The sequence below is a fragment of the Nocardia arseniciresistens genome, from assembly GCF_046764875.1.
GTDB classification, from domain to species: Bacteria; Actinomycetota; Actinomycetes; order Mycobacteriales; family Mycobacteriaceae; genus Nocardia; species Nocardia arseniciresistens.
In genome coordinates this window covers 33,614-51,840 of record NZ_JBKORD010000001.1, presented here as the reverse complement: position 1 = coordinate 51,840, position 18,227 = coordinate 33,614, and the positions used below count along the sequence as shown (strand labels likewise).

The following is an 18,227-nucleotide window of genomic DNA, read 5'->3' as shown; positions in this document are numbered from 1 at the left end:
GGGAACCTGCCCGGTCCTTTGTACTCGCTCTACCCGGTTTTCGCAGCGCAAACACGTAGTTTATCGCGCGTTTCGTGTTCAGGACGGTCGGGGAGCGACGACGTCGAGGACGTTCGGCACGGCTGTGAAATCCACCATGTTGCGTTTTCCGATAAAGTCGCCATCGATTTGCAGGCCGATGGGCTCCGTGGCGACGATCCGCACCGAAGGTACGTCGTCCTCGCGAAACAGCTTGCGGGACTTGGGATTTCCATCGACTGCCAGCAGTTGCCGGGCGAGCAGCAGCGTCGGGAGGACCGCCATCGAGCGCACCGCGAACACCCCTAGGCCCGTCTCGAAGGTGGTGCCGGGGTTGGTGTGCACCGGGGTCGCGTTCAGGTAGGTCCACGGACTGGCGTTCGTTACAAATGCGTAATGGACACCGTCCACCGGTTCGTGTCCGGGTACCTCGATCCGGACGTGCGGTTCCTTGCGCTTGGCGCGGAAGAATTGCCGCACGGTCGTTCGAACATAGTGGGCCGGAGTCGCGGCCCGGCCGTTGGCGCGGCTGGCGTCGATCGCCTCGCACACATCGGCATCGAGGCCGACGCCCGCGCTGAAGGTGAACCAGCGGTCGTCGGCGATTCCGAGACCGATCTTGCGGTCGCGATCGAGCGTGAGCAGATCGATCAATTGGTTGGTCGCCGTCACCGGATCGGGCGAAATGCCGAGTGCCCGCGCGAAGACGTTCGCGGAGCCGCCAGGGATCACGCCGAGCCTCGGCAGCCAGGCCTGGCCGTCGTCGACTTGGGGCAGTGGCAGGAAGCCGTTGATGGTCTCGTTGACCGTCCCATCGCCGCCGTGCACCACGATCAGATCCATCTCGTTGGTCGATGCCCACTGCGCTAATTCCGCAGCGTGCCCGCGATGCTGGGTGTGCGCAACGGTCAGCTGAGTCCGGCTCTCCAACGCGTGCGCGAGCAGATCCCGTGTCGCCGGTGTAGTCGAGGTGGCATTGGGATTCACGATCAGCAACGTCCGCACGCTCCGAAGCCTAATGGGCGGCCCTTTAGGCTGGGCGCGTGGCTGAGACCGACAAAGGCGAGTTTTCCGGCGTGCCGACCACGGTGCGCGGTGCGGGCGGGCTGGTGACGCTGGAGGGCGCCGTCGCCGTGATCGCGGCGATCGTGCTGGTGGTGCGCGGGCTGCTCGGACATGACCAGACCGCGGCGAGCGGGTACGGCACGGCGGCATGGTTCGGCATTCTCGGCGGCTCGGTGCTCGCGGCGGGTATCGGATTGCTGCTCGGTCGCCGGTGGGGCCGGGCGATCGCGGTGATCGCTCAGCTGTTGCTGCTGCCGGTCAGCTGGTCGTTGCTCACCGACTCGCACCAGCCGCTCTACGGAGTGCTGCTCGGTGTGGTGGTGATCGCCACACTGGTACTGCTGTTCGCGCCTGCTTCGTCACGATGGATGGCCGAGGAGTACGGCATGGACATCGACGAGCCGCGCACCCGGTAGTCGGGACTTCGACTACCGGCCGCCGCGGCCGAGTGCTGCCAACGCCGCACCTTCGAGCCGGTAGCCGGTCCACTCGTCCTGGCCGACCGCGCCGAGCGACTTGTAGAAGTCGATGGACGGTGTGTTCCAGGTGAGCACCGCCCAGTCGACCCTGCTGTAACCGTTGGCGACCGCTTCCTCGGCGAGCGTGGTCAGCAGCGCCTTCCCGTAGCCCTTGCCCCGGGTCTGCGGCATCACGTACAGGTCCTCCAGATAGATGCCGTGCACGCCCTCCCAGGTGGAGAAGTTCAGGAACCAGATGGCGCCGCCGACGACAAGGCCGCCTTCCTCCTCGACCACGTGCGCGAACAGCGCGGGCGTCGGACCGAAGAGCGCGGCGTGCAGCTGCTCGTCGGTCAATGTGCACTCGTCGCTCGCCTTTTCGTACTCGGCGAGATCGTGGACCAGCCCGACGAGTGCGGATACGTCAGCGGGAGTCGCGCGGCGGACGACGCCGCTGTCTGATCGAGTCACAGAATTGCTCCGTTCGGTGCGGGAACGAGGTTGTGCGCCAGGATGGTTCGCACGTCGTGCTCATAACCGAGCACGGTGACCGCGCCGGTCGACATGGTGAACCGGCGACCCTCCCTGAGGTCGAGCTCGGCCCATCGAGCGATCAGCGCCCTGGAGAAGTGCCCGTGCCCGACCAGCACGATATCGCGGTCGGGCAGCGCGGGCTCGACGGAGGTCAGTACGCGGTCGGCCCGCGCGCGCACCTGCTCGGCGTTCTCACCGCCCGGCGCCACACCGGTCCAAATGGTCCAGCCCGGCACGATGTCGCGGATCTGTGCGGTCGTGAGGCCCTCGTAGTCGCCGTAGTCCCATTCGGCCAGATCGTCGTCGACGGTGGTATCGGTGAGCCCCGCCAGCGCGGCGGTGTGCACGGCCCGTCGACGCGGGCTGGTGAGTACCAGCGGGTCACGCAGCCTCAGCTCGGTCAGCAGCTGTCCGGCGTCTCTGGCCTGCTCTTCGCCGACTTCGGTGAGGGGCAGATCGGTGCGGCCGGTATGGCGGCGCTGCGTCGACCAGGTGGTTTCGCCGTGCCGGAGTAGCACCAGCCGGGCGTCGTCGAGTGCAGACATGCTGTCGGGCCTCTCCGCGTCGTCGGGCCAGACCCGGGTGCCGCGATGGTGGCGTCGGCGGCTGGCGGTGTGGTGGTGAGTGTAGTTACTGGCCGAGTGCGTATAGCTCTGTGCCGCGCTTTTCCAGGACTGTTGTGCCGAGTACAGCGAGTGAGATGGGGGTGGCTTCGGGGGCCCGGCGAGTTACCGGGATGCGGGCCAGTTCGGCGCCGGATGCGGGGTCGAGGGCGGTAAGGGCTCCTGGCACCGGGACAAGGAGTTTGCCCGCCATGAAGGCCGGGCCGCCGAGGGCATTCGGTGTGATCCACAGTGGGTCGAAGGTGCTTGCGCTCAATGCGATCACGCTGTTGCCGGTGAAAACGAAGAAGGCCGAGCTGATTCGGGTGGTTGTCGCGTTGTCGGTCAGCGGTGCCGATAGCTGGTGCACGATCAGTGGATTGCCGGTGCCGTCGTAGACGGCTAGCCGCGGTGTCGCGGCTTCCGCCCCTGGTGTCGCGGGTGCACCGGGTAGGTACAGCACAATTCGGTTGTCCGATACCGCGATCACGCGGGCATCCGGGGAATCGGTTCCCGGCCCGATGAGTACGTGGGAGCCGTGCTCCTCGGGGACGGTGTTGTCCTTGGGTGCCGGATTGAGCACGGTCAGCCGGTCGGCGGGATCCTCTGGGCAGCGCTCGAGCACGGCGAGCCGGGAGGCGCTCGAACCGGCCGACAGCAGGCCGCAGTCCTTGCGTGGTTGGGTTTTCACGTTCACCGGCGCGTCGACGTAACCGTATTCGAGGGTGCGCACCAAATCGGAGCGCCACATCTCCAACCGTCGCGGTCCCTGGGCGAGCACATAGGTGCCGTCCACGGACAACCGCAGGGATTCGTCCATATAGCTGCTGCGTGCGGTGCGTCGCGAGCCGTCCTCGCCCGAGAGCATGGTGGCTTGGCTGCACCCGCGCTGATCCCGGTACACCGCGACCACCACGGTGAATTGCGACTCGACCCCGCACAACGGCATATCGCGCCGGTAGTGCCACAGCGGTGTGCCGGTCTGCGGATCGCGGCCGCTGACCGTGCCGTCGTCGCCGGTGATCGCCGCCCCGGAGGCGACGATGGCCCTCGCCGTCGCGCCGTCAGGGGCATGCCACAGTTCACGCAGAGAAGTGGGCAGTTGTTCCGCTGGAGTCGGCGTCGATACCGGATGTTGCGCGGTCACCGATTCGGTGCCGTTGGCGTCGCCACGCGCCCACACCAACGCCGCCGCGACCGCTACGAGTACAGCGATCGCGACAGCGGAGATGATGTCGGCGCGCGTCCGCCGCTCAGGTGCGAGCACGCTTGCGAGACTAGCGGATCCGCTCGACTAGACGGATGCGGTGGCCGCGGTGGTGGTCGCGGCCGCCTCCGCGGCGACTCCGTTGCCGTTCTCGGCACCGTTCTCGCCCGCGGGCTTGCGCCGACGCCGTCGACGTCGCGCGGGCTGGTCGGCCGTCTCGGCGTCGTGGCCGCCGTTGTCCGCGGTTACGCGAACCTCGGCGTTGTCATCGGCGGCACCGTTGACGGCCGCGCTGTTGTCCGCGGCCGCGTCGCCTTCCCCTGCGGGCTTGCGCCTACGGCGGCGGCGGCGGGCAGGCTTGTCACCGTTCTCGTCCGCGTCATCGGTACCGGCGTTGTCGACCGGTGCCGCGCTGTCCGAGGACGTCGCGACAGCGCCGCCGTCGGTGCTGTTGATCTCGGTCTGGTCCAGCGCCTCACCGGCCCGTGTCCGCCTGCGGTTGCGCTTGCGCGGCGCACGCGCGGGCCGCTCGACGACGACGGCGTCCTCGTCACGCTCCACCTTCGCCTTGCGGACGGTGCCTGTGACGCCTTCCGGAATGCCGAGCTCGGCGTACAGGTGCGGTGAGCGCGAGTACGTTTCCACCGGCTCGGCGATACCGAGGCCGAGCGCCTTATCGATGCCCGCCCAGCGATTGAGTTCGTCCCAGTCGATCAGGGTGATCGCGACACCGGCACGCCCGGCACGGCCGGTGCGGCCGATCCGGTGCACGTATGTCTTCTCGTCTTCGGGGCACTGGTAGTTGATGACGTGCGTGACGTCGTCGATGTCGATGCCGCGCGCGGCGACGTCGGTCGCGACGAGCACATCGATGCCGCCCTTACGAAACTTCGTGAGCGCCTTCTCCCTGGCGATCTGCCCGAGGTCACCGTGCACAGCACCGACGGAGAACCCGCGCTCGGCGAGGTCGTCGGCCACCTTCTGCGCGGTGCGCTTGGTGCGGGTGAAGATCATCGTCGCGCCGCGGGTGTCCGCCTGCAGGATGCGGGCGACGAGTTCGCTCTTGTCGAGCGCGTGCGCGCGGTAGACGAACTGTTCGGTGCGGTCGTGGATGGCCGAATCGTGCGGCTCCTCGGCCCGGATGTGCGTCGGCCGGGACAGGAAGGTGCGGGCCAGGGTGATGATCGGGCCCGGCATGGTCGCCGAGAAGAGCATCGTCTGGCGCTGCGTCGGCACCATTCCGAGAATGCGCTCGATATCCGGCAGGAAGCCGAGGTCGAGCATTTCGTCGGCCTCGTCGAGAACGAGAACGCCCACCTTGCCGAGGATCAGGTGTCCCTGATCGGCGAGGTCCATCAGCCTGCCCGGGGTGCCGACCACGACATCGACGCCGGAGCGCAGCGCCGCGATCTGGGACTCGTACGGACGGCCGCCGTAGATCGACAGCACGCGCAGCTGGCCCTGATGGTTCTTCAGGTACTTGCTCGCGTTGTCCAGATCCTGGGTGACCTGGATGCACAGCTCGCGGGTCGGCACGATGATCAGTGCTCGCGGAGTGCCGTCCAGCGGTGTTGTTCCGGTATCGGCGGTCGCGATGCGGTGCAATAGTGGCACGCCGAATCCGAAGGTTTTACCCATGCCGGTGCGCGCCTGGCCGATGAGATCTTCACCGGCGAGTGCCAACGGAAGGGTGAGTTCCTGGATTGCGAAAGTGCGTTCGATTCCGATCTCGCCGAGTGCGCGCACAATTTCCTCGCGCACGCCCAATTCGGCAAAAGTCGGTGCAGTGTGGGTTTCGTCCAGTTCGGCGGTCAGCAGCGTATCTGCCAAGCCCGGTTCCTGTTCGACAGTGATCTTGCTCAGGTTCGTGCCTTTCCTCGTTAGCGCGTCACGCGCGCACGAGGCGTGGGGCGGACCGGTCGGCCCGCGACAACCACGTATCCGCCTGTGATGCTCACTCGGCTACAGCCTGATGTCAGCGGGTGCCGTGTGAACGGCAGCTACCTGGACATCGGCGCGGCGCTCTTGTGATGCGGATCTGGTGCGCGCACATTTTCCTGGACATCGAAACTTCGCACCCGGTGCCCGTCTGACCATACGATCCGGCGACCCGGTCGGGCGAAACTTTTCGTTGTCCGCAGTGATTGTAGCGTGATATTGTGCACGGCCCGAATTGCCGCCACGACAATTTCAGCGGCAAAAGTCCGGTATCCTCGCGAGGCTCGCCGACGTACGCTGTGCCACATGGCAATTCATCTTGCGCGCCGAATCTGGACCACTCTGGAACCGCTGCACGACGTGGTCTATTTCGGAGCACCGATCAAGGATGCTGGAGTAGGGATCGGCCTGCGCGGATATTGGCAGACATACTTCGCGTTCCGTGCCGCGCCGCTCGGTGCGGTGACGGCGGGCACAGTGGTCGCGACCTTCGCCGGATTTCATCCGGACATGATCGGAAAGGCGCTGCCCGACGCGTGGGTCAGGTCGACTCCGCAGCAGAGCCTCGATGCCAGGCTCACCGTCTCGACCGGGCTGTTGCGCGGCGCGGGTGCGGGGAGTGCGGAATGCGCACGCGCGGTCGAGTTGCTGGTCCCTGTGCAACGAGGGGCCGATGCGACCGGCAGAGCACTGTTCGCGGCGAATGCGGAATTACCGTTGTCCGACGATCCGGTCGCCGCGCTGTGGCAGCTGGCGACGACGTTGCGTGAGCATCGCGGCGACGGGCATGTCGCCGCGCTTGTCTCGCACGGATTGACCGGAGCGCAGGCATTGGTGATGCAGGTGGCGGCGGGCAAGGTGCCGGAGTCGGTCATGCGGGCGGCGCGCGGCTGGTCGGAGCGGGAGTGGTCCGACAATGTCGACGAGCTCCGCGCGCGTGGGTTGATCAAGGGAGAGCCGACGAGTTCGTCGTTGACCGTCAGCGGTGCGGAATTGTTGCGGCGGGTCGAGGCGAGCACCGACGATGCCGCGTGGAACGGCGCGCTGGCGATGTTGTCGCAGGATGCGAGCGCTGAGCTGGCATATGTTCTCGGTCCGCTGGTGAAGCAGGTGCAGGCGTCCCTGGTGCCGCCGATCAACCCCATCGGAATGGGGAACGAATAGGCGTACCTCCGCCTTCGCTCCGGCCGTCGGCAAACCGGACTTGCCTGTTACCGTCGGTATCGGATGTGAGAGATTCTTGTCTGTGAGCTTCACGGACACCGTCACCATCGCCGCCCGCAATGCCTGGGCCCTCACCTTCGGTGCGGGCGTCCAGGCGCCGGATCCGACACCATCGACGGTGCTCTGCGAGCAACCGCACCGGCAGCTGCGTCGTTTCGAAGGGCCCGAACCCTTCAGTGCGGCAACGGGTTCGGCGGTTCTGCTGGTGCCGCCGCTCGCGGCGCCCGCCACCTGCTTCGACCTGCGGCCCGACCAGAGCCTTGCCAGATTCCTGCTCGACACCGGCCATACGCCCTATGTCGTCGACTACGGCGAGATCACCTTCGCCGATCGGCGGATGGGCTTCGAGGACTGGATCGACGACATCCTGCCCGAGGCGGTGCTGCGTGCCTCCGCCGATCAGGACGGTCGTCCGGTCGACCTGGTCGGCTGGTCCATCGGCGGGACCTTGGCGTTGCTCGCCGCGGCCGCGCATCCGGAGCTGCCGATCCGGTCCATCACCGCGGTCGGCGCGCCGCTGGACTACGACAAGATGACCGGCATTCCGCAGCTGCGCGCGGTCGCCAGGCTCACCGGCGGAATCGCGACGTCGACAGCGGTGCGCGCCGCCGGCGGCATCCCGGCGTCACTGACGCGATTGGCCTACAAGGTCACCGCGTGGGACCGGGAACTCACCCGCCCCTGGTTCGTGGCAAGCAACATCGCCCGCACCGAGACGTTGGCAAGGATGGAGACGATCGACCGATTCATGGCCGAGATGCCGGGCTATCCCGGCCGCTTCTACGGCCAGCTGTGGGGCAGGCTGATCCTGAACAACGACATCGGCCGCGGCGTCGTGCATTTGGGCAAGCGCCGGATCGAACTGTCGGAGGTGACCGCGCCGGTCCTGCTGGTCGGCGGTCCCAGCGACGTCATCACCCCGGCCGCCGCGGTCGAGGCCGGTACCAGAACACTCACCGGCGCTCGGTCGGTGCGCTACGAAACCGCCCCTGGTAGCCACCTCGGCATCCTCGCCGGACTGACCGCCCGCGACACAACCTGGACCTATCTCGACAAGTTCCTGCGAGAAGCCGCGTGATCCGAGCCGAGTACTACGCTGTTGAACTATGGGAGCCCAGTCATCCACCGCACTAGGTGTTTCGTCCGTCATCGCTGACCACTCGGGAATCACCGAGCTGTTCGCGGTGCTCGCATACGGTGAGATTTCCGCGTTCTATCGGCTGGCCGAGGAGGCCAAGCTGTCCCCGACGCTGCGGGGCAAGGTCGCCGTCGCCAAGATGGCCGCCGCCGAGATGCGGCATTTCGAGACCTTGGAGTCCGCACTCGCCGAGCGCGGCGTAGACATCTTCGACGCGATGGCCCCCTACGTGCGTGCGCTCGATGCCTACCACGACTCCACCGACCCCTCGACCTGGCTCGAGTCGATGGTGAAGTTCTATGTGGGCGACGGCATCGCCGCCGACTTCTACACCGAGATCGCGGGGGCGCTGACTCCCGAGGTCGCCACGGTGGTCCGTGACGTGCTCGCCGAAACCAGCCACTCCGAATTCGTGGTGGAGGAGGTGCGCCGCGCGGTCGGGACCAGTCGCTCCGAACGCGACCGGCTCACCCTCTGGGGCAGGCGGCTACTCGGTGAGGCCATCACCCAGGCGCAGTACGTGATGGCTCAGCGCGACGAACTCACCGAGCTCGTGCTGACCGCCACCGGCGATCTCAACGGCATAGCCGCGCTGTTCGAGCGTATGCAGGCCAGCCACGCCGAACGGATGGCCGTCCTCGGTATCTGACGCGGCTACTCGTTGACCGCGCGCTTGGGCACCAGGCGCAGCTCGGGAGCGCGGGCCTCGGCCTGATCGGTGAGCCAGACCATCACGCTCTGGTCGCTGCCGGTTTCCAGCGTCTCGAAGGCCACCTTCAGGTCGCCGTGCTCGGGGTGGTCGAGATGGAGCGCGGCCATCATGCGTTCCTGCAGGCGGTGCGGCTGCCAGCGTCCAGCGAAATCCGGGTCGTGATGCAGCGCGTTGATCACCTCGAGCAGTCGATCGTCGCCGGGCCAGCGCATTTTGGCCCGGGCCAGCTCTGCCGAGAAGCCGTCCGCAACCTCCGACCAATTCCGCATGACACTCCTGGCCAGCGGATGCATGAAGGTGTAAAAGGCCAGATTCACCTGGGTCGGATCGTCGAGCAGGCCGAGCGGTTTCGCGAGGTCCTCCCATGCCGGATTCCAGCCGAGCACATTCAGCCGTCGGCCGACGACGAAGGCCGGGGTGGGATGCAGCGCCCGCAGAATGGTCTGGATGGCGGGGCTGACGGATTCCTGTGCGGTCGGGGCTTTGGGGCAACGCTCTTCGTTGGCCGAGGTCAAGGCGAGCCAGCCGAAATGATGGCGTTGCGCGCCTTCCAACAGCAGCGCCTCGGCCAGCGCATCGACGACCGCGACGGAGGGATTGGTATCCCTGCCCTGTTCCAGTCTGGCCAGGTAATCGGCGCTGACCCCGGCGCGGACCGCGACCTCCTCGCGGCGTAACCCAGGGGTACGCCGCCGCCCGCCCCCCGGCATCCCGACATCCGACGGCCGCAATTCGCCGCGGCGCGCGATCAGGAATTCCGCGAATGCGTTTCGTGCCATAGGTCCATCGTGCCTTGTCCTGGGATAGTTATCCGCGCCCTGCCAGGTCCAGGATAACGGCGGTCTGGCTACCCGGCGGCGAGGCGAGAATGGTCGACGGCATGACAATTTCTTCCGAATCCGACATCGCCACGGCCACTTCGCTCGCAGCGGGCTCTTGGACGCTCGATCCGCTGCATTCTTCGGTCGAGTTCAGCATCAGGCATCTCGGTATTTCCAAGGTCCGCGGTCGATTCGCCCGTTTCGAGGCCGAGTTCGTCGTCGATGAATCCGGCGCGGCCACCATCGGCGCTGTCATCGATCTGGATTCCTTCGACACCGGCAACACCGATCGGGACGCGCACGTACGCAACGCCGATTTCCTCGACGTGGCCAACCGGCCGACGCTGTCCTTCCGCGCCACCGAAGCGGTCCAGATCACCGAGTCCTTCGTGGTCGAGGGTGAAGCAACGCTCGGCGCGATAACCAAGCCGATCACACTCGACGTCGAATGGGGCGGGGTGCAGGAGTTCGGGGCGACCGGCGATCGGCATGCCGGATTCTCCGCGACCGGCACCATCAAGCGCACCGATTTCGGTGTCGGTGGACCGCTGCCCGGCATGCTCAGCGACACGGTGAAGATCGAACTCGAAATTCAGCTGGTCGAGCCGAAGTAATTCCTGACATCCCTGTTCGCTGACAGCGCAGGCAGTCGTGTGCCTGCGCGTTGTGGCCCTGCACTAGCCTTGATCGGACAGCGAAGAGCGCTCGGGTGGACGAAGGTCCGCACGCCGCACAGGACTCTAGGTTCGGAGGTTGGCCGTGGAGGTCAAGATCGGTATTTCGGATAGCCCGCGGGAGATCGTGATCATCAGCTCGCAGACCCCCGATGAGGTCGAGGCGCTGGTGGCCGGTGCGCTGGGCGGCGAAACCGGCGTCGTGTCGCTGACCGATGAGAAGGGCCGCAAGTTCCTGATCCAGGCTGTCAAAGTCGCCTACGTCGAGATCGGCACGTCCACTGGCGGTCGCGTCGGATTCGCCGGCGTCTGAGCCCGTCCGCCGCTGCGCGGATTCGAGCATGACCAGCGGGTGCCGCAACTGCCGTCCGAGAGACGGCGGTTGCGGCGCCCGCTGAGTTTCTTCCCATGGATATACGAAATCGGTAGCCCCGGAGGATATCCGGGACTACCGATCAAGTGAAGAACGCTCAGGCGATGGGATGCAGCGGCACGTGCGAGAGGCCACCCCAGGCCAGTTGGACGGTGGTGTCGACCGCCTCGTCCTTCGGGATGGGACGGTCCGCCTCCAGCCAGTACCTCGCGGTGAACTGGCTGGTGCCGACAAGGCCGACGGCGAGGATCCTGGCACGGTACGGGTCCAACCCGGAATCGTGTGCCACCAGATCGAAGACCGCGTCGACACAGGCTTCCGTGGCCTGCTCGACCCGGCGCTGCACCTGCGGCTCGCTGGTCAGATCCGACTCGAAGACCAGTCGGAAGCCCTGCATTTCATTGTCGACGAAGTCGAAATACGCTTGCACCGCGGCGCGCACGCGCTGCCGGTTGTCGGTGGTGGAGCGAAGTGCCTGCCGAACACTCGACACCAGCATGTCGACGTAATTTTGCAGCACCGCGAGGTAGAGTTCGAGCTTGCTGGCGAAGTGTTGATAGAGCACCGGCTTGCTGACTCCGGCACATTGTGAGATCTCATCCATACCGGCGGCGTGATAGCCGCGCTGGACGAAGACTTCGCTTGCCGCCGCGAGCAGCTGTAGCCGTCGCTCGTCGCGTGGAAGCCGAGTACCGCGCTTGGTCGGCGCCGCGGCGGACGACGATTTACGGGACGTCATCCGGTCCACGAGGTCAGTCATTTTCGGTCTCCCAGTCGATGCCCCGGCAAGAGGGGATGTACACCGGGTATCCCAAGAACGATACCCGTACATCGACCATATGCGGACCCGGGTTCCCACTGTTGCCCGCTGGTGAGAAATGTCGCAGCAAACGACGTCGAGAGGCGTGCGCGACTTTCGGGGCTTGCGTGTTGTGAGAGTCTGGTGTGTGTGACCGACCGACCGGAAAGACCCGGCGGCGGGCGAATTGCGCACCGCCCCGCTGGCTCCGACGCGTCCGGTCCCGTGGAGAGGTCTGGAGCAATCGGTGATCCAGGCGGGGTCGAGGTCTATGACCCACTCGGCCTCCACCAGCCCCCCGACCGATCCCATCAGCCGTTGCGGGCCAGCTGGGATCCCGCCGGACCCGACGATGAGCGCCAGCGGCCACGGCCCGAACGCGACACCAAAAAGCAAAGCGCGCTCGGCAGATTCGTCTCCACCTACGGTTGGCGCGCGTATGCGCTTCCTGTGCTGTTGGTTGTCACCGTGCTGGTAGTCGTCGACGCGGTGCGCGGCGGACCCGACGCGGTGAGCACCGCCGGTGGCGCACCGGGGTTCGGGCAGCTGAGCCCGCACGCGGCATCGGCGGGCATCATCGGCGCCCCGCCCGGCGACGGACACTTTCCGACCGATCTGCCGTCCGGGGCGCTGCCCGATGGCGGCGCCTTCACCGAGACAGGAACTGCGGCTTGGCATGTGGTGTCCGGAACCACCGCGCAGGTCGGTACCGGCTCGGAGTTCAAGTTCAGCTACACCGTCGAGATCGAGGACGGCGTAGACACTTCCGAGTTCGGCGGCGATCAATCCGTCGCCAAAATGGTCGACTCCACCCTGGCCAATCCGAAGAGCTGGGCGCACGACACCAAGTTCGCCTTCCGGCGCATCGATCAGGGCGTGCCGGATTTTCGCATCTCGCTCGCTTCGCGCGAATCCTCGCGCAAGGCATGCGGTTTCGACATTCCGATCGACTCGTCGTGCTTCAACGCCGGCCAGCACCGTGTGGTGCTCTCCGAGGTGCGCTGGGTGCGCGGCGCCATTGCCTACGAGGGCGACATCGGTTCGTATCGGCAGTACCAGATCAATCACGAGGTCGGTCACGCCATCGGCTACCACCAGCATCAGCCGTGCGAGGCCGACGGTGGGCTCGCGCCGGTGATGATGCAGCAGACCTTCGGCATCCAGAACAACGACATCGCCACGCTCGATCCAGACGGCATTGTTCCGATGGATGGCAAGCGCTGTCGCTTCAACCCATGGCCTTACCCCCGCGGCTAGACCCGGTCGCGAATGCGGGACGATGGGACGGGAAGAACGGTCCGGTCGTCGGTGTTGGACAAGTAGCAGTTGCGCAAGCAGCGCAGCTGCCGTACTGCGATCGGCCAATTCGATTCGAGGAGTCCTGGACGTGTCATCACCGAAGTCCCTCCCGCCGCTCGTCGAGCCGGCCGCGGAGCTGACCAGGGACGAGGTCGCCCGCTACAGCCGCCACCTGATCATCCCGGATCTGGGTATGGACGGGCAGAAACGGTTGAAAAACGCCAAGGTGCTCGTGATCGGCGCGGGCGGCCTCGGTTCGCCCGCACTGCTCTATCTGGCCGCCGCAGGCGTCGGCACCCTCGGCATCGTCGAGTTCGACGAGGTCGACGCCTCCAACCTGCAACGCCAGGTCATTCACGGCGAATCCGATATCGGCCGACCGAAGGCCGACAGCGCACGCGACTCGATCCTGGAAATCAATTCCGGCATCGACGTCCGGCTGCACAAAATCCGGCTGGAGCCGGAGAACGCGGTCGAACTGTTCGCCGATTACGACCTGATCGTCGACGGCACCGACAACTTCGCCACCCGCTACCTGGTCAACGATGCGGCGGTGCTGGCGGGCAAGCCCTATGTCTGGGGCTCTATCTATCGTTTCGAAGGCCAGGTCTCGGTGTTCTGGGAGGACGCACCGGATGGCCGCGGCCTCAATTACCGCGACCTGTACCCGGAGGCCCCACCGCCCGGCATGGTGCCCTCCTGCGCCGAGGGTGGTGTCCTGGGCGTGCTGTGCGCCTCGATCGGTTCGGTCATGGTGACCGAAGCGATCAAGTTGATCACCGGTATCGGGGAACCGCTGCTGGGCCGGCTCATGGTGTACGACGCACTGGACATGAATTACCGGACCATCAAGCTGCGCCGCGATCCGGAGCGTCAGCCGATTACCGAGCTGATCGACTACGAGGCGTTCTGCGGTGTGGTCTCCGAAGAAGGCGTCGCCGCCGCGGCCGGGTCCACCATCACCGCGCGCGAACTGAAGGACCTTATCGACGCGGGTAAGGACATCGAGTTGATCGATGTCCGCGAGCCGGTCGAGTGGGACATCGTGCACATCGAGGGCGCGAAGCTGATCCCGAAGGACCGCATTCTTTCGGGCGACGCGCTGTCGGAACTGCCGCAGAACAAGCCGATCGTGCTGCACTGCAAGACCGGAATCCGGTCGGCCGAAGCCCTCGCCGCACTCAAACGCGCCGGTTTCGCCGACGCCACCCATTTGCAGGGTGGTGTCATCGCCTGGGCCAACCAGGTCGATCGCTCGATGCCGGTGTACTGACCGTCATCCCTGCTCCGGCGTGGTGCGGGGTCCGCACCGGGCCCCGCACCACGCCGACGACCGTGGCCGCTGATGGCGGACGGATTCTTCGGCGCGGCGCCCTTTACGGCACAGACGCCGGGAGTACGGTACGGCCGTGACTTCTGTGGAACCACCCGAGCACGTGCGAGCCACGTTCGGTCTGCGCGAAGTGACCCCGGTTTGGCTGGGAGACTGGGACGGCGGCTGGCGTCTCGGGGATGTGGTGCTCAGTCCCGTCGCCGACCATGCCAGGGCGGCGTGGTCGGCGAAGATCCGCGAGACGTTGAAGGTCGACGGACTTCGGCTGGCCCGCCCGGTCCGCGCGACCGACGGCCGGTATGTCGTATCCGGTTGGCGTGCGGATACTTTCCTGGAGGGAATTCCCGAGCCGCGCCACGACGAGGTGGTCTCGGTATCGCTGCGACTACATCAGGCCACGGACAAATTGGAGCGACCCCGTTTCCTGGTGCAGCCACCGGTGGCACCGTGGGTGGACGTGGATGTGTTCGTCGCGGCCGATCGCGCCGCATGGGAGGCCGTCCCGCTGCGAAGCCTGCGCGCCGGAGGTATCCCACTGGCGACCTCTCCGGATGGTGTGCGCAGCATGGAGCTCATCGGCCAACTGGCCACGCTGCGCAAGCCGGTGCAAACGCCTGCCCAGTTGGTGCACGGCGACCTGTTCGGCACAGTTCTCTTCGCCGGTGGCTATAGCCCCGGCCTCACCGACATCACTCCGTACTGGCGCCCCGCGCCGTGGGCCGCCGGTGTCATCGTTGTCGACGCGTTGGCATGGGGCGGCGCCGACGACGGCCTGCTCGAGCGTTGGTCCGATCTGCCGGAATGGCCGCAGATGTTGTTGCGCGCGGTCATGTTTCGACTTGCCGTGCATGCCCTGCATCCGCGGTCGACCCCGGAGGCTTTCCCCGGTCTCGCCCGCACCGCGGACATGGTCCGGCTCACCCTTTGAGGGGTGTTGATCTTGACCTGTCAGCTCTGCCGGGGGGCTGAGTGTGTCCTACGTCACGATTGTTCTATGCTCTGACAGCCGCCCGCGGTCCAGGGGCTGCGTTCCACTTGGGCAGTTGCCTATTTCCTGGGCAGCTGCGCATCGCTCCTACGGTTGCGCGAGTTTTCGCAGTCGTCGGTGACAGCTTGGTGTAACCCTTACGGTCTCCGCGCGAAAACCGTGGTGCCCGTGCTAATTTGGACGAAGTCGCCGGTCTGGTAATCCGTCGGGTTGCTTGGTGTCTGCGACATGGGGTGAGGACGGCGGCAGGTGAGAATTCAGCCTCGGGCACAGATCTTGAACGTTTGGAAAACGGTGATCGCCACCTGCTATCAGGATGGCAAATGGCAGTGGGGCGGTCGGGATGGCTCCAACTCGATCAGCGACGCCGAGCAGTTGCTGTGCCTGCTGTACCCCGCCACCGAAATCAATGTCCTCGCACTGGATCGTCCTGACGATATGGCCGAGGACGTCAAGGAAACCCTCGAAGCGATGGGTGGCGCGACACGGATCGGCGAGGTCATCGTCACCGTGCTCGAGGAGTACATCGAAAACCACACCGACCCTGACGGTGAGCCCGAATTCTCGGCGGGAAGCTATCTTCGGGCGAACAGCGGACGCGACCCGAACCAGGCGCAACGCGAGATCGAGGTCGTCGACTCGTATTCGATGTCACTGACCCTCAGCATCGCGGCGCTCGGTTTCCTCCGGGTTTTCCGAGGCTTCGTGCAGGGGCAGACCTACGACGAAGCCAAATTGCTCGGTGAGCGGATCCACGAGCTCAGCGCGAAGATCAGTATCCGGCTGACGGCGGCGATGATCGGTCTGCTTCGCAGTTTCGTTGTCAACACGGTGTCGACGAAGTCGGAACCGGGCGAGACGATCATCAGAATGCTGAACCAGACCGGGCAGCCGCCGAAGGTGATGGCGGAAAACATTATTCGCGGTCTGGAACCGGTGCGTACCCAGCTTCGCGGCATCAAGCTCGCCATGGTTCCCGGCGCCGAACTCGGGGCCGAGGACATGTTGTTCGAGTGCGGCTGGACCTGGGGCATCGCCAGGGAAGCCGAACCCATCGATTTCGTGCAGGCCAAGATCGCCCGACAGTCCGGCACCGCGGACCCGCGCCCATACCTTTATTTCAGCGTCGTAGCGCTGGACGGCATCAACGACCTCACCTCGCAGCGGACCAGGCAGTTGGACCTGCTCGATGAAAACCAGCGCAGGCTGGCCGAGGCGCTGCAGACGCGTTGGCATCTCACCCAGCTCTACTGGTCCACAGTCGCGCGCTTCGGCGCGGGGCGCTGGCCGTTGGAAGATATCCCGTGGCGGACTTCGGACGGCCAGGAATCCGACTACTACAGCCTCGTCGTCTCCGCTGTGCTGATCCAGGACCTGGTGAACCGCACCGCCAACGACGAGGATCTGACACGAGCGGTGGAGATCTTCGACGAACTGGCCAGGCGCGGCCGAATTACCCGACGTGTCACCAAGGACGACCCCTCGGTCGAGGTGCACGTTCCCGGCGTACGGATGTCGCTTGTCGGTACCGAGGACATCGGCGGCGGTGACCGATTGTCCTGGATCGTCTCCGATTACGCGCCGGTGTTGCTCAAGCGAATTCTGCAGGCGGCCCGTTTGTCCGGCAATGTGACCGCCCGCGACCGTTTGATGGAACTCGCGAAATCTGTGATGGAGCACCTGGATTCGCGGATCATCCAGGACGGGCCCGCGGCGGGGCTGTGGGACGACTCCGCGCGCGTATTCGGTCTGGCGAGCTCCTCGCCGTCGCAACCGTCGTGGTATCTGACGGAGCGAGTCATCGAGGGTCTCGTCACAGCCGACCGAACCTATCGTTCGCTGCCACTGCGCCCGGTGACACTGGTCGACGACGCGGTGGCATTGCTCAACGAGGCGGAGCATCTGCTCAACCGTGAACTACTCGAGGTCAATGCCGCCGATTTCACGGCCAACCGGAGGGCACTTGCGAAGATCGAGCGTCATCTCGACCGAGCGCGACGGATGATCGATGAAAGGCCGGGCACCGCGGTCGTTCTCACGATGCGAGCGCTCGATCAACTCGACGAGTTGGCGTATGCCGACCAGGACGCGATGAGGAGCAACTGACGCCATGCTCGTGTTCTCGACATCCGACAAGGGCGGCACCGGCCGTTCGGTAACCAGCTGCAATATCGCGTTTCGACTGTGTATGGGCGGAAAGAACGTCGCGTATCTGGATTTCGACTTCGGATCACCGACCGCGGGAGCCCTGTTCGAGATCGGTGCCGTGGAGCGTGGCGTTTCCAACGGCTCAGGGATGCACTCGTATTTATTGAACGAGAACGAGACACCGGCCAGATTCGATGTGCGCGCCAAATCTGATCGCGTCGAACTGGGGCGAATGCCGACTCGTTCCGGGAAGCTCGTACTGTTCCCTGGCGATGAGGGCGGTGCGGAATTCCCCACCAGCGGAACCGCCATGGTCGATCAATGCGTGAAACTTTTGTCGAAGGTACTGGATGAATTCCATATCGTCATCGTGGATCTCAGTGCGGGACGTTCGGCGGCGGCTCAGCTCGTTCTCGAGGCCACGGCGCGACCGCAGCTTGCCGAAAAGACCGTCCGCTGGTTGATCTTTCATCGCTGGACACGCCAGCACATCATGGCGGCCAGTTCGCTGGTGCACGGACCGAGTGGGCTTTTGGAATCCGGTGTCGGCTATGGGCATGGGGAGAAGAAGCTGCGCGAGTCGATTCGGTTCATTCGCACCGCTGTCCCCAACCCGTTCACCCAACCGGGCAATGAGGAGTCCGCCCAGGCCAGATGGCTGCTGAAACAAAACGCTGCGCTCAAAAAGCTTGCCTCCACCAAGAAGCTGGGGCAGAGCACACTGCTCGGGGAAACACCGATGGAACCGATGTTGCAGTGGCGTGAACAAGTGATCCTCGACGCCGATGTCGATGCGAAGATCGCCAATCTAGAGACCACGACCGCTTTCGGTGAACTTGCCCGACAGCTCACCGATGACGCCGTGTGGGAAACGTTCTGACCCACCTTCAAGGAAG

18 protein-coding genes are annotated in these 18,227 nt (G+C 65.5%); 11 read left to right on the top strand and 7 right to left on the bottom strand.

Going from position 1 to position 18,227, the window contains the following annotated elements:
* Nucleotides 1-78: 78 nt before the first annotated feature.
* Nucleotides 79-1,023 carry a diacylglycerol/lipid kinase family protein gene (locus ACLMAJ_RS00230; protein WP_412011381.1) on the bottom strand — a complete coding sequence of 315 codons (945 nt, stop codon included), beginning with the start codon at nt 1,021-1,023 and terminating at the stop codon, nt 79-81.
* Between the two features lie 38 nt (nt 1,024-1,061).
* Here ACLMAJ_RS00230 and ACLMAJ_RS00225 point away from each other — a divergent pair, with 38 nt between their 5' ends.
* Nucleotides 1,062-1,499, top strand: a complete 438-nt coding sequence (locus tag ACLMAJ_RS00225) for a hypothetical protein (RefSeq protein WP_412011380.1) — start codon at nt 1,062-1,064, stop codon at nt 1,497-1,499.
* A 12-nt stretch (nt 1,500-1,511) separates the two neighbouring features.
* On the opposite strand, the gene ACLMAJ_RS00220 is transcribed toward ACLMAJ_RS00225, so the two are convergent.
* From ACLMAJ_RS00220 to ACLMAJ_RS00205, 4 genes are all read right to left on the bottom strand, one after another.
* Nucleotides 1,512-2,012, bottom strand: a complete 501-nt coding sequence (locus ACLMAJ_RS00220) for a GNAT family N-acetyltransferase (protein ID WP_412011379.1) — start codon at nt 2,010-2,012, stop codon at nt 1,512-1,514.
* Complete coding sequence (locus tag ACLMAJ_RS00215; protein WP_412011378.1) at nt 2,009-2,620, bottom strand: acid phosphatase; 612 nt, start codon at nt 2,618-2,620, stop codon at nt 2,009-2,011. The genes ACLMAJ_RS00220 and ACLMAJ_RS00215 overlap by 4 nt, the downstream gene beginning before the upstream one ends.
* An 85-nt stretch (nt 2,621-2,705) precedes the next feature.
* Complete coding sequence (locus ACLMAJ_RS00210) at nt 2,706-3,944, bottom strand: Rv3212 family protein (protein ID WP_412011377.1); 1,239 nt, start codon at nt 3,942-3,944, stop codon at nt 2,706-2,708.
* Between the two features lie 27 nt (nt 3,945-3,971).
* Nucleotides 3,972-5,714 (bottom strand): DEAD/DEAH box helicase, encoded by a 1,743-nt coding sequence (locus ACLMAJ_RS00205; protein WP_412011376.1) that lies wholly within the window; start codon nt 5,712-5,714, stop codon nt 3,972-3,974.
* Nucleotides 5,715-6,128: 414 nt separating this feature from the next.
* Here ACLMAJ_RS00205 and ACLMAJ_RS00200 point away from each other — a divergent pair, with 414 nt between their 5' ends.
* The 3 genes from ACLMAJ_RS00200 (at nt 6,129) to ACLMAJ_RS00190 (ending at nt 8,833) form a co-directional block, all read left to right on the top strand.
* Nucleotides 6,129-6,986, top strand: a complete 858-nt coding sequence (locus ACLMAJ_RS00200; RefSeq protein WP_412011375.1) for an SCO6745 family protein — start codon at nt 6,129-6,131, stop codon at nt 6,984-6,986.
* Between the two features lie 82 nt (nt 6,987-7,068).
* Nucleotides 7,069-8,124 carry an alpha/beta fold hydrolase gene (locus tag ACLMAJ_RS00195; RefSeq protein WP_412011374.1) on the top strand — a complete coding sequence of 352 codons (1,056 nt, stop codon included), beginning with the start codon at nt 7,069-7,071 and terminating at the stop codon, nt 8,122-8,124.
* A gap of 28 nt (nt 8,125-8,152) precedes the next feature.
* Complete coding sequence (locus ACLMAJ_RS00190; RefSeq protein ID WP_412011373.1) at nt 8,153-8,833, top strand: ferritin-like fold-containing protein; 681 nt, start codon at nt 8,153-8,155, stop codon at nt 8,831-8,833.
* A 5-nt stretch (nt 8,834-8,838) separates the two neighbouring features.
* Here the strand turns inward: ACLMAJ_RS00190 and ACLMAJ_RS00185 are convergent, their stop codons facing one another.
* Nucleotides 8,839-9,675, bottom strand: coding sequence for a helix-turn-helix transcriptional regulator (locus tag ACLMAJ_RS00185; protein ID WP_412011372.1), 837 nt, complete (start codon nt 9,673-9,675; stop codon nt 8,839-8,841).
* 101 nt (nt 9,676-9,776) lie between these two features.
* Here ACLMAJ_RS00185 and ACLMAJ_RS00180 point away from each other — a divergent pair, with 101 nt between their 5' ends.
* Both ACLMAJ_RS00180 and ACLMAJ_RS00175 read left to right on the top strand, forming a co-directional pair.
* Nucleotides 9,777-10,331: a YceI family protein gene (locus ACLMAJ_RS00180; protein ID WP_412011371.1), complete on the top strand. Its 555-nt coding sequence runs from the start codon at nt 9,777-9,779 to the stop codon at nt 10,329-10,331.
* A gap of 145 nt (nt 10,332-10,476) precedes the next feature.
* Nucleotides 10,477-10,704 (top strand): DUF3107 domain-containing protein, encoded by a 228-nt coding sequence (locus tag ACLMAJ_RS00175; RefSeq protein ID WP_412011370.1) that lies wholly within the window; start codon nt 10,477-10,479, stop codon nt 10,702-10,704.
* A gap of 157 nt (nt 10,705-10,861) precedes the next feature.
* Here ACLMAJ_RS00175 and fasR read toward each other — a convergent pair whose 3' ends face one another.
* Nucleotides 10,862-11,524, bottom strand: a complete 663-nt coding sequence (gene fasR / locus ACLMAJ_RS00170; protein WP_412011369.1) for an HTH-type transcriptional activator FasR — start codon at nt 11,522-11,524, stop codon at nt 10,862-10,864.
* 189 nt (nt 11,525-11,713) lie between these two features.
* Between fasR and ACLMAJ_RS00165 the strand changes: the two genes are divergently transcribed.
* The 5 genes from ACLMAJ_RS00165 (at nt 11,714) to ACLMAJ_RS00145 (ending at nt 18,211) form a co-directional block, all read left to right on the top strand.
* On the top strand, nt 11,714-12,820 hold the full coding sequence (locus tag ACLMAJ_RS00165) for a DUF3152 domain-containing protein (RefSeq protein WP_412011368.1): 1,107 nt from the start codon (nt 11,714-11,716) through the stop codon (nt 12,818-12,820).
* A 130-nt stretch (nt 12,821-12,950) separates the two neighbouring features.
* Entirely contained in the window at nt 12,951-14,135 is a 1,185-nt protein-coding gene (moeZ, locus tag ACLMAJ_RS00160; protein ID WP_412011367.1) for an adenylyltransferase/sulfurtransferase MoeZ, read from the top strand.
* A 136-nt stretch (nt 14,136-14,271) separates the two neighbouring features.
* Nucleotides 14,272-15,123 carry a TIGR02569 family protein gene (locus tag ACLMAJ_RS00155; protein ID WP_412011366.1) on the top strand — a complete coding sequence of 284 codons (852 nt, stop codon included), beginning with the start codon at nt 14,272-14,274 and terminating at the stop codon, nt 15,121-15,123.
* Between the two features lie 309 nt (nt 15,124-15,432).
* Entirely contained in the window at nt 15,433-17,289 is a 1,857-nt protein-coding gene (locus ACLMAJ_RS00150; RefSeq protein ID WP_412011365.1) for an SCO2524 family protein, read from the top strand.
* 4 nt (nt 17,290-17,293) lie between these two features.
* Complete coding sequence (locus tag ACLMAJ_RS00145) at nt 17,294-18,211, top strand: SCO2523 family variant P-loop protein (RefSeq protein WP_412011364.1); 918 nt, start codon at nt 17,294-17,296, stop codon at nt 18,209-18,211.
* The last annotated feature ends 16 nt before the right edge of the window (nt 18,212-18,227 follow it).

Excerpts from the sequence above, each read along its gene's own strand:
- ACLMAJ_RS00215 (WP_412011378.1), bottom strand. The coding sequence starts at position 2,620 with ATGTCTGCACTCGACGACGCCCGGCTGGTGCTACTCCGGCACGGCGAA.
- ACLMAJ_RS00200 (WP_412011375.1), top strand. The coding sequence starts at position 6,129 with ATGGCAATTCATCTTGCGCGCCGAATCTGGACCACTCTGGAACCGCTG.
- ACLMAJ_RS00190 (WP_412011373.1), top strand. The coding sequence starts at position 8,153 with ATGGGAGCCCAGTCATCCACCGCACTAGGTGTTTCGTCCGTCATCGCT.
- ACLMAJ_RS00185 (WP_412011372.1), bottom strand. The coding sequence starts at position 9,675 with ATGGCACGAAACGCATTCGCGGAATTCCTGATCGCGCGCCGCGGCGAA.
- ACLMAJ_RS00180 (WP_412011371.1), top strand. The coding sequence starts at position 9,777 with ATGACAATTTCTTCCGAATCCGACATCGCCACGGCCACTTCGCTCGCA.
- fasR (WP_412011369.1), bottom strand. The coding sequence starts at position 11,524 with ATGACTGACCTCGTGGACCGGATGACGTCCCGTAAATCGTCGTCCGCC.
- ACLMAJ_RS00145 (WP_412011364.1), top strand. The coding sequence starts at position 17,294 with ATGCTCGTGTTCTCGACATCCGACAAGGGCGGCACCGGCCGTTCGGTA.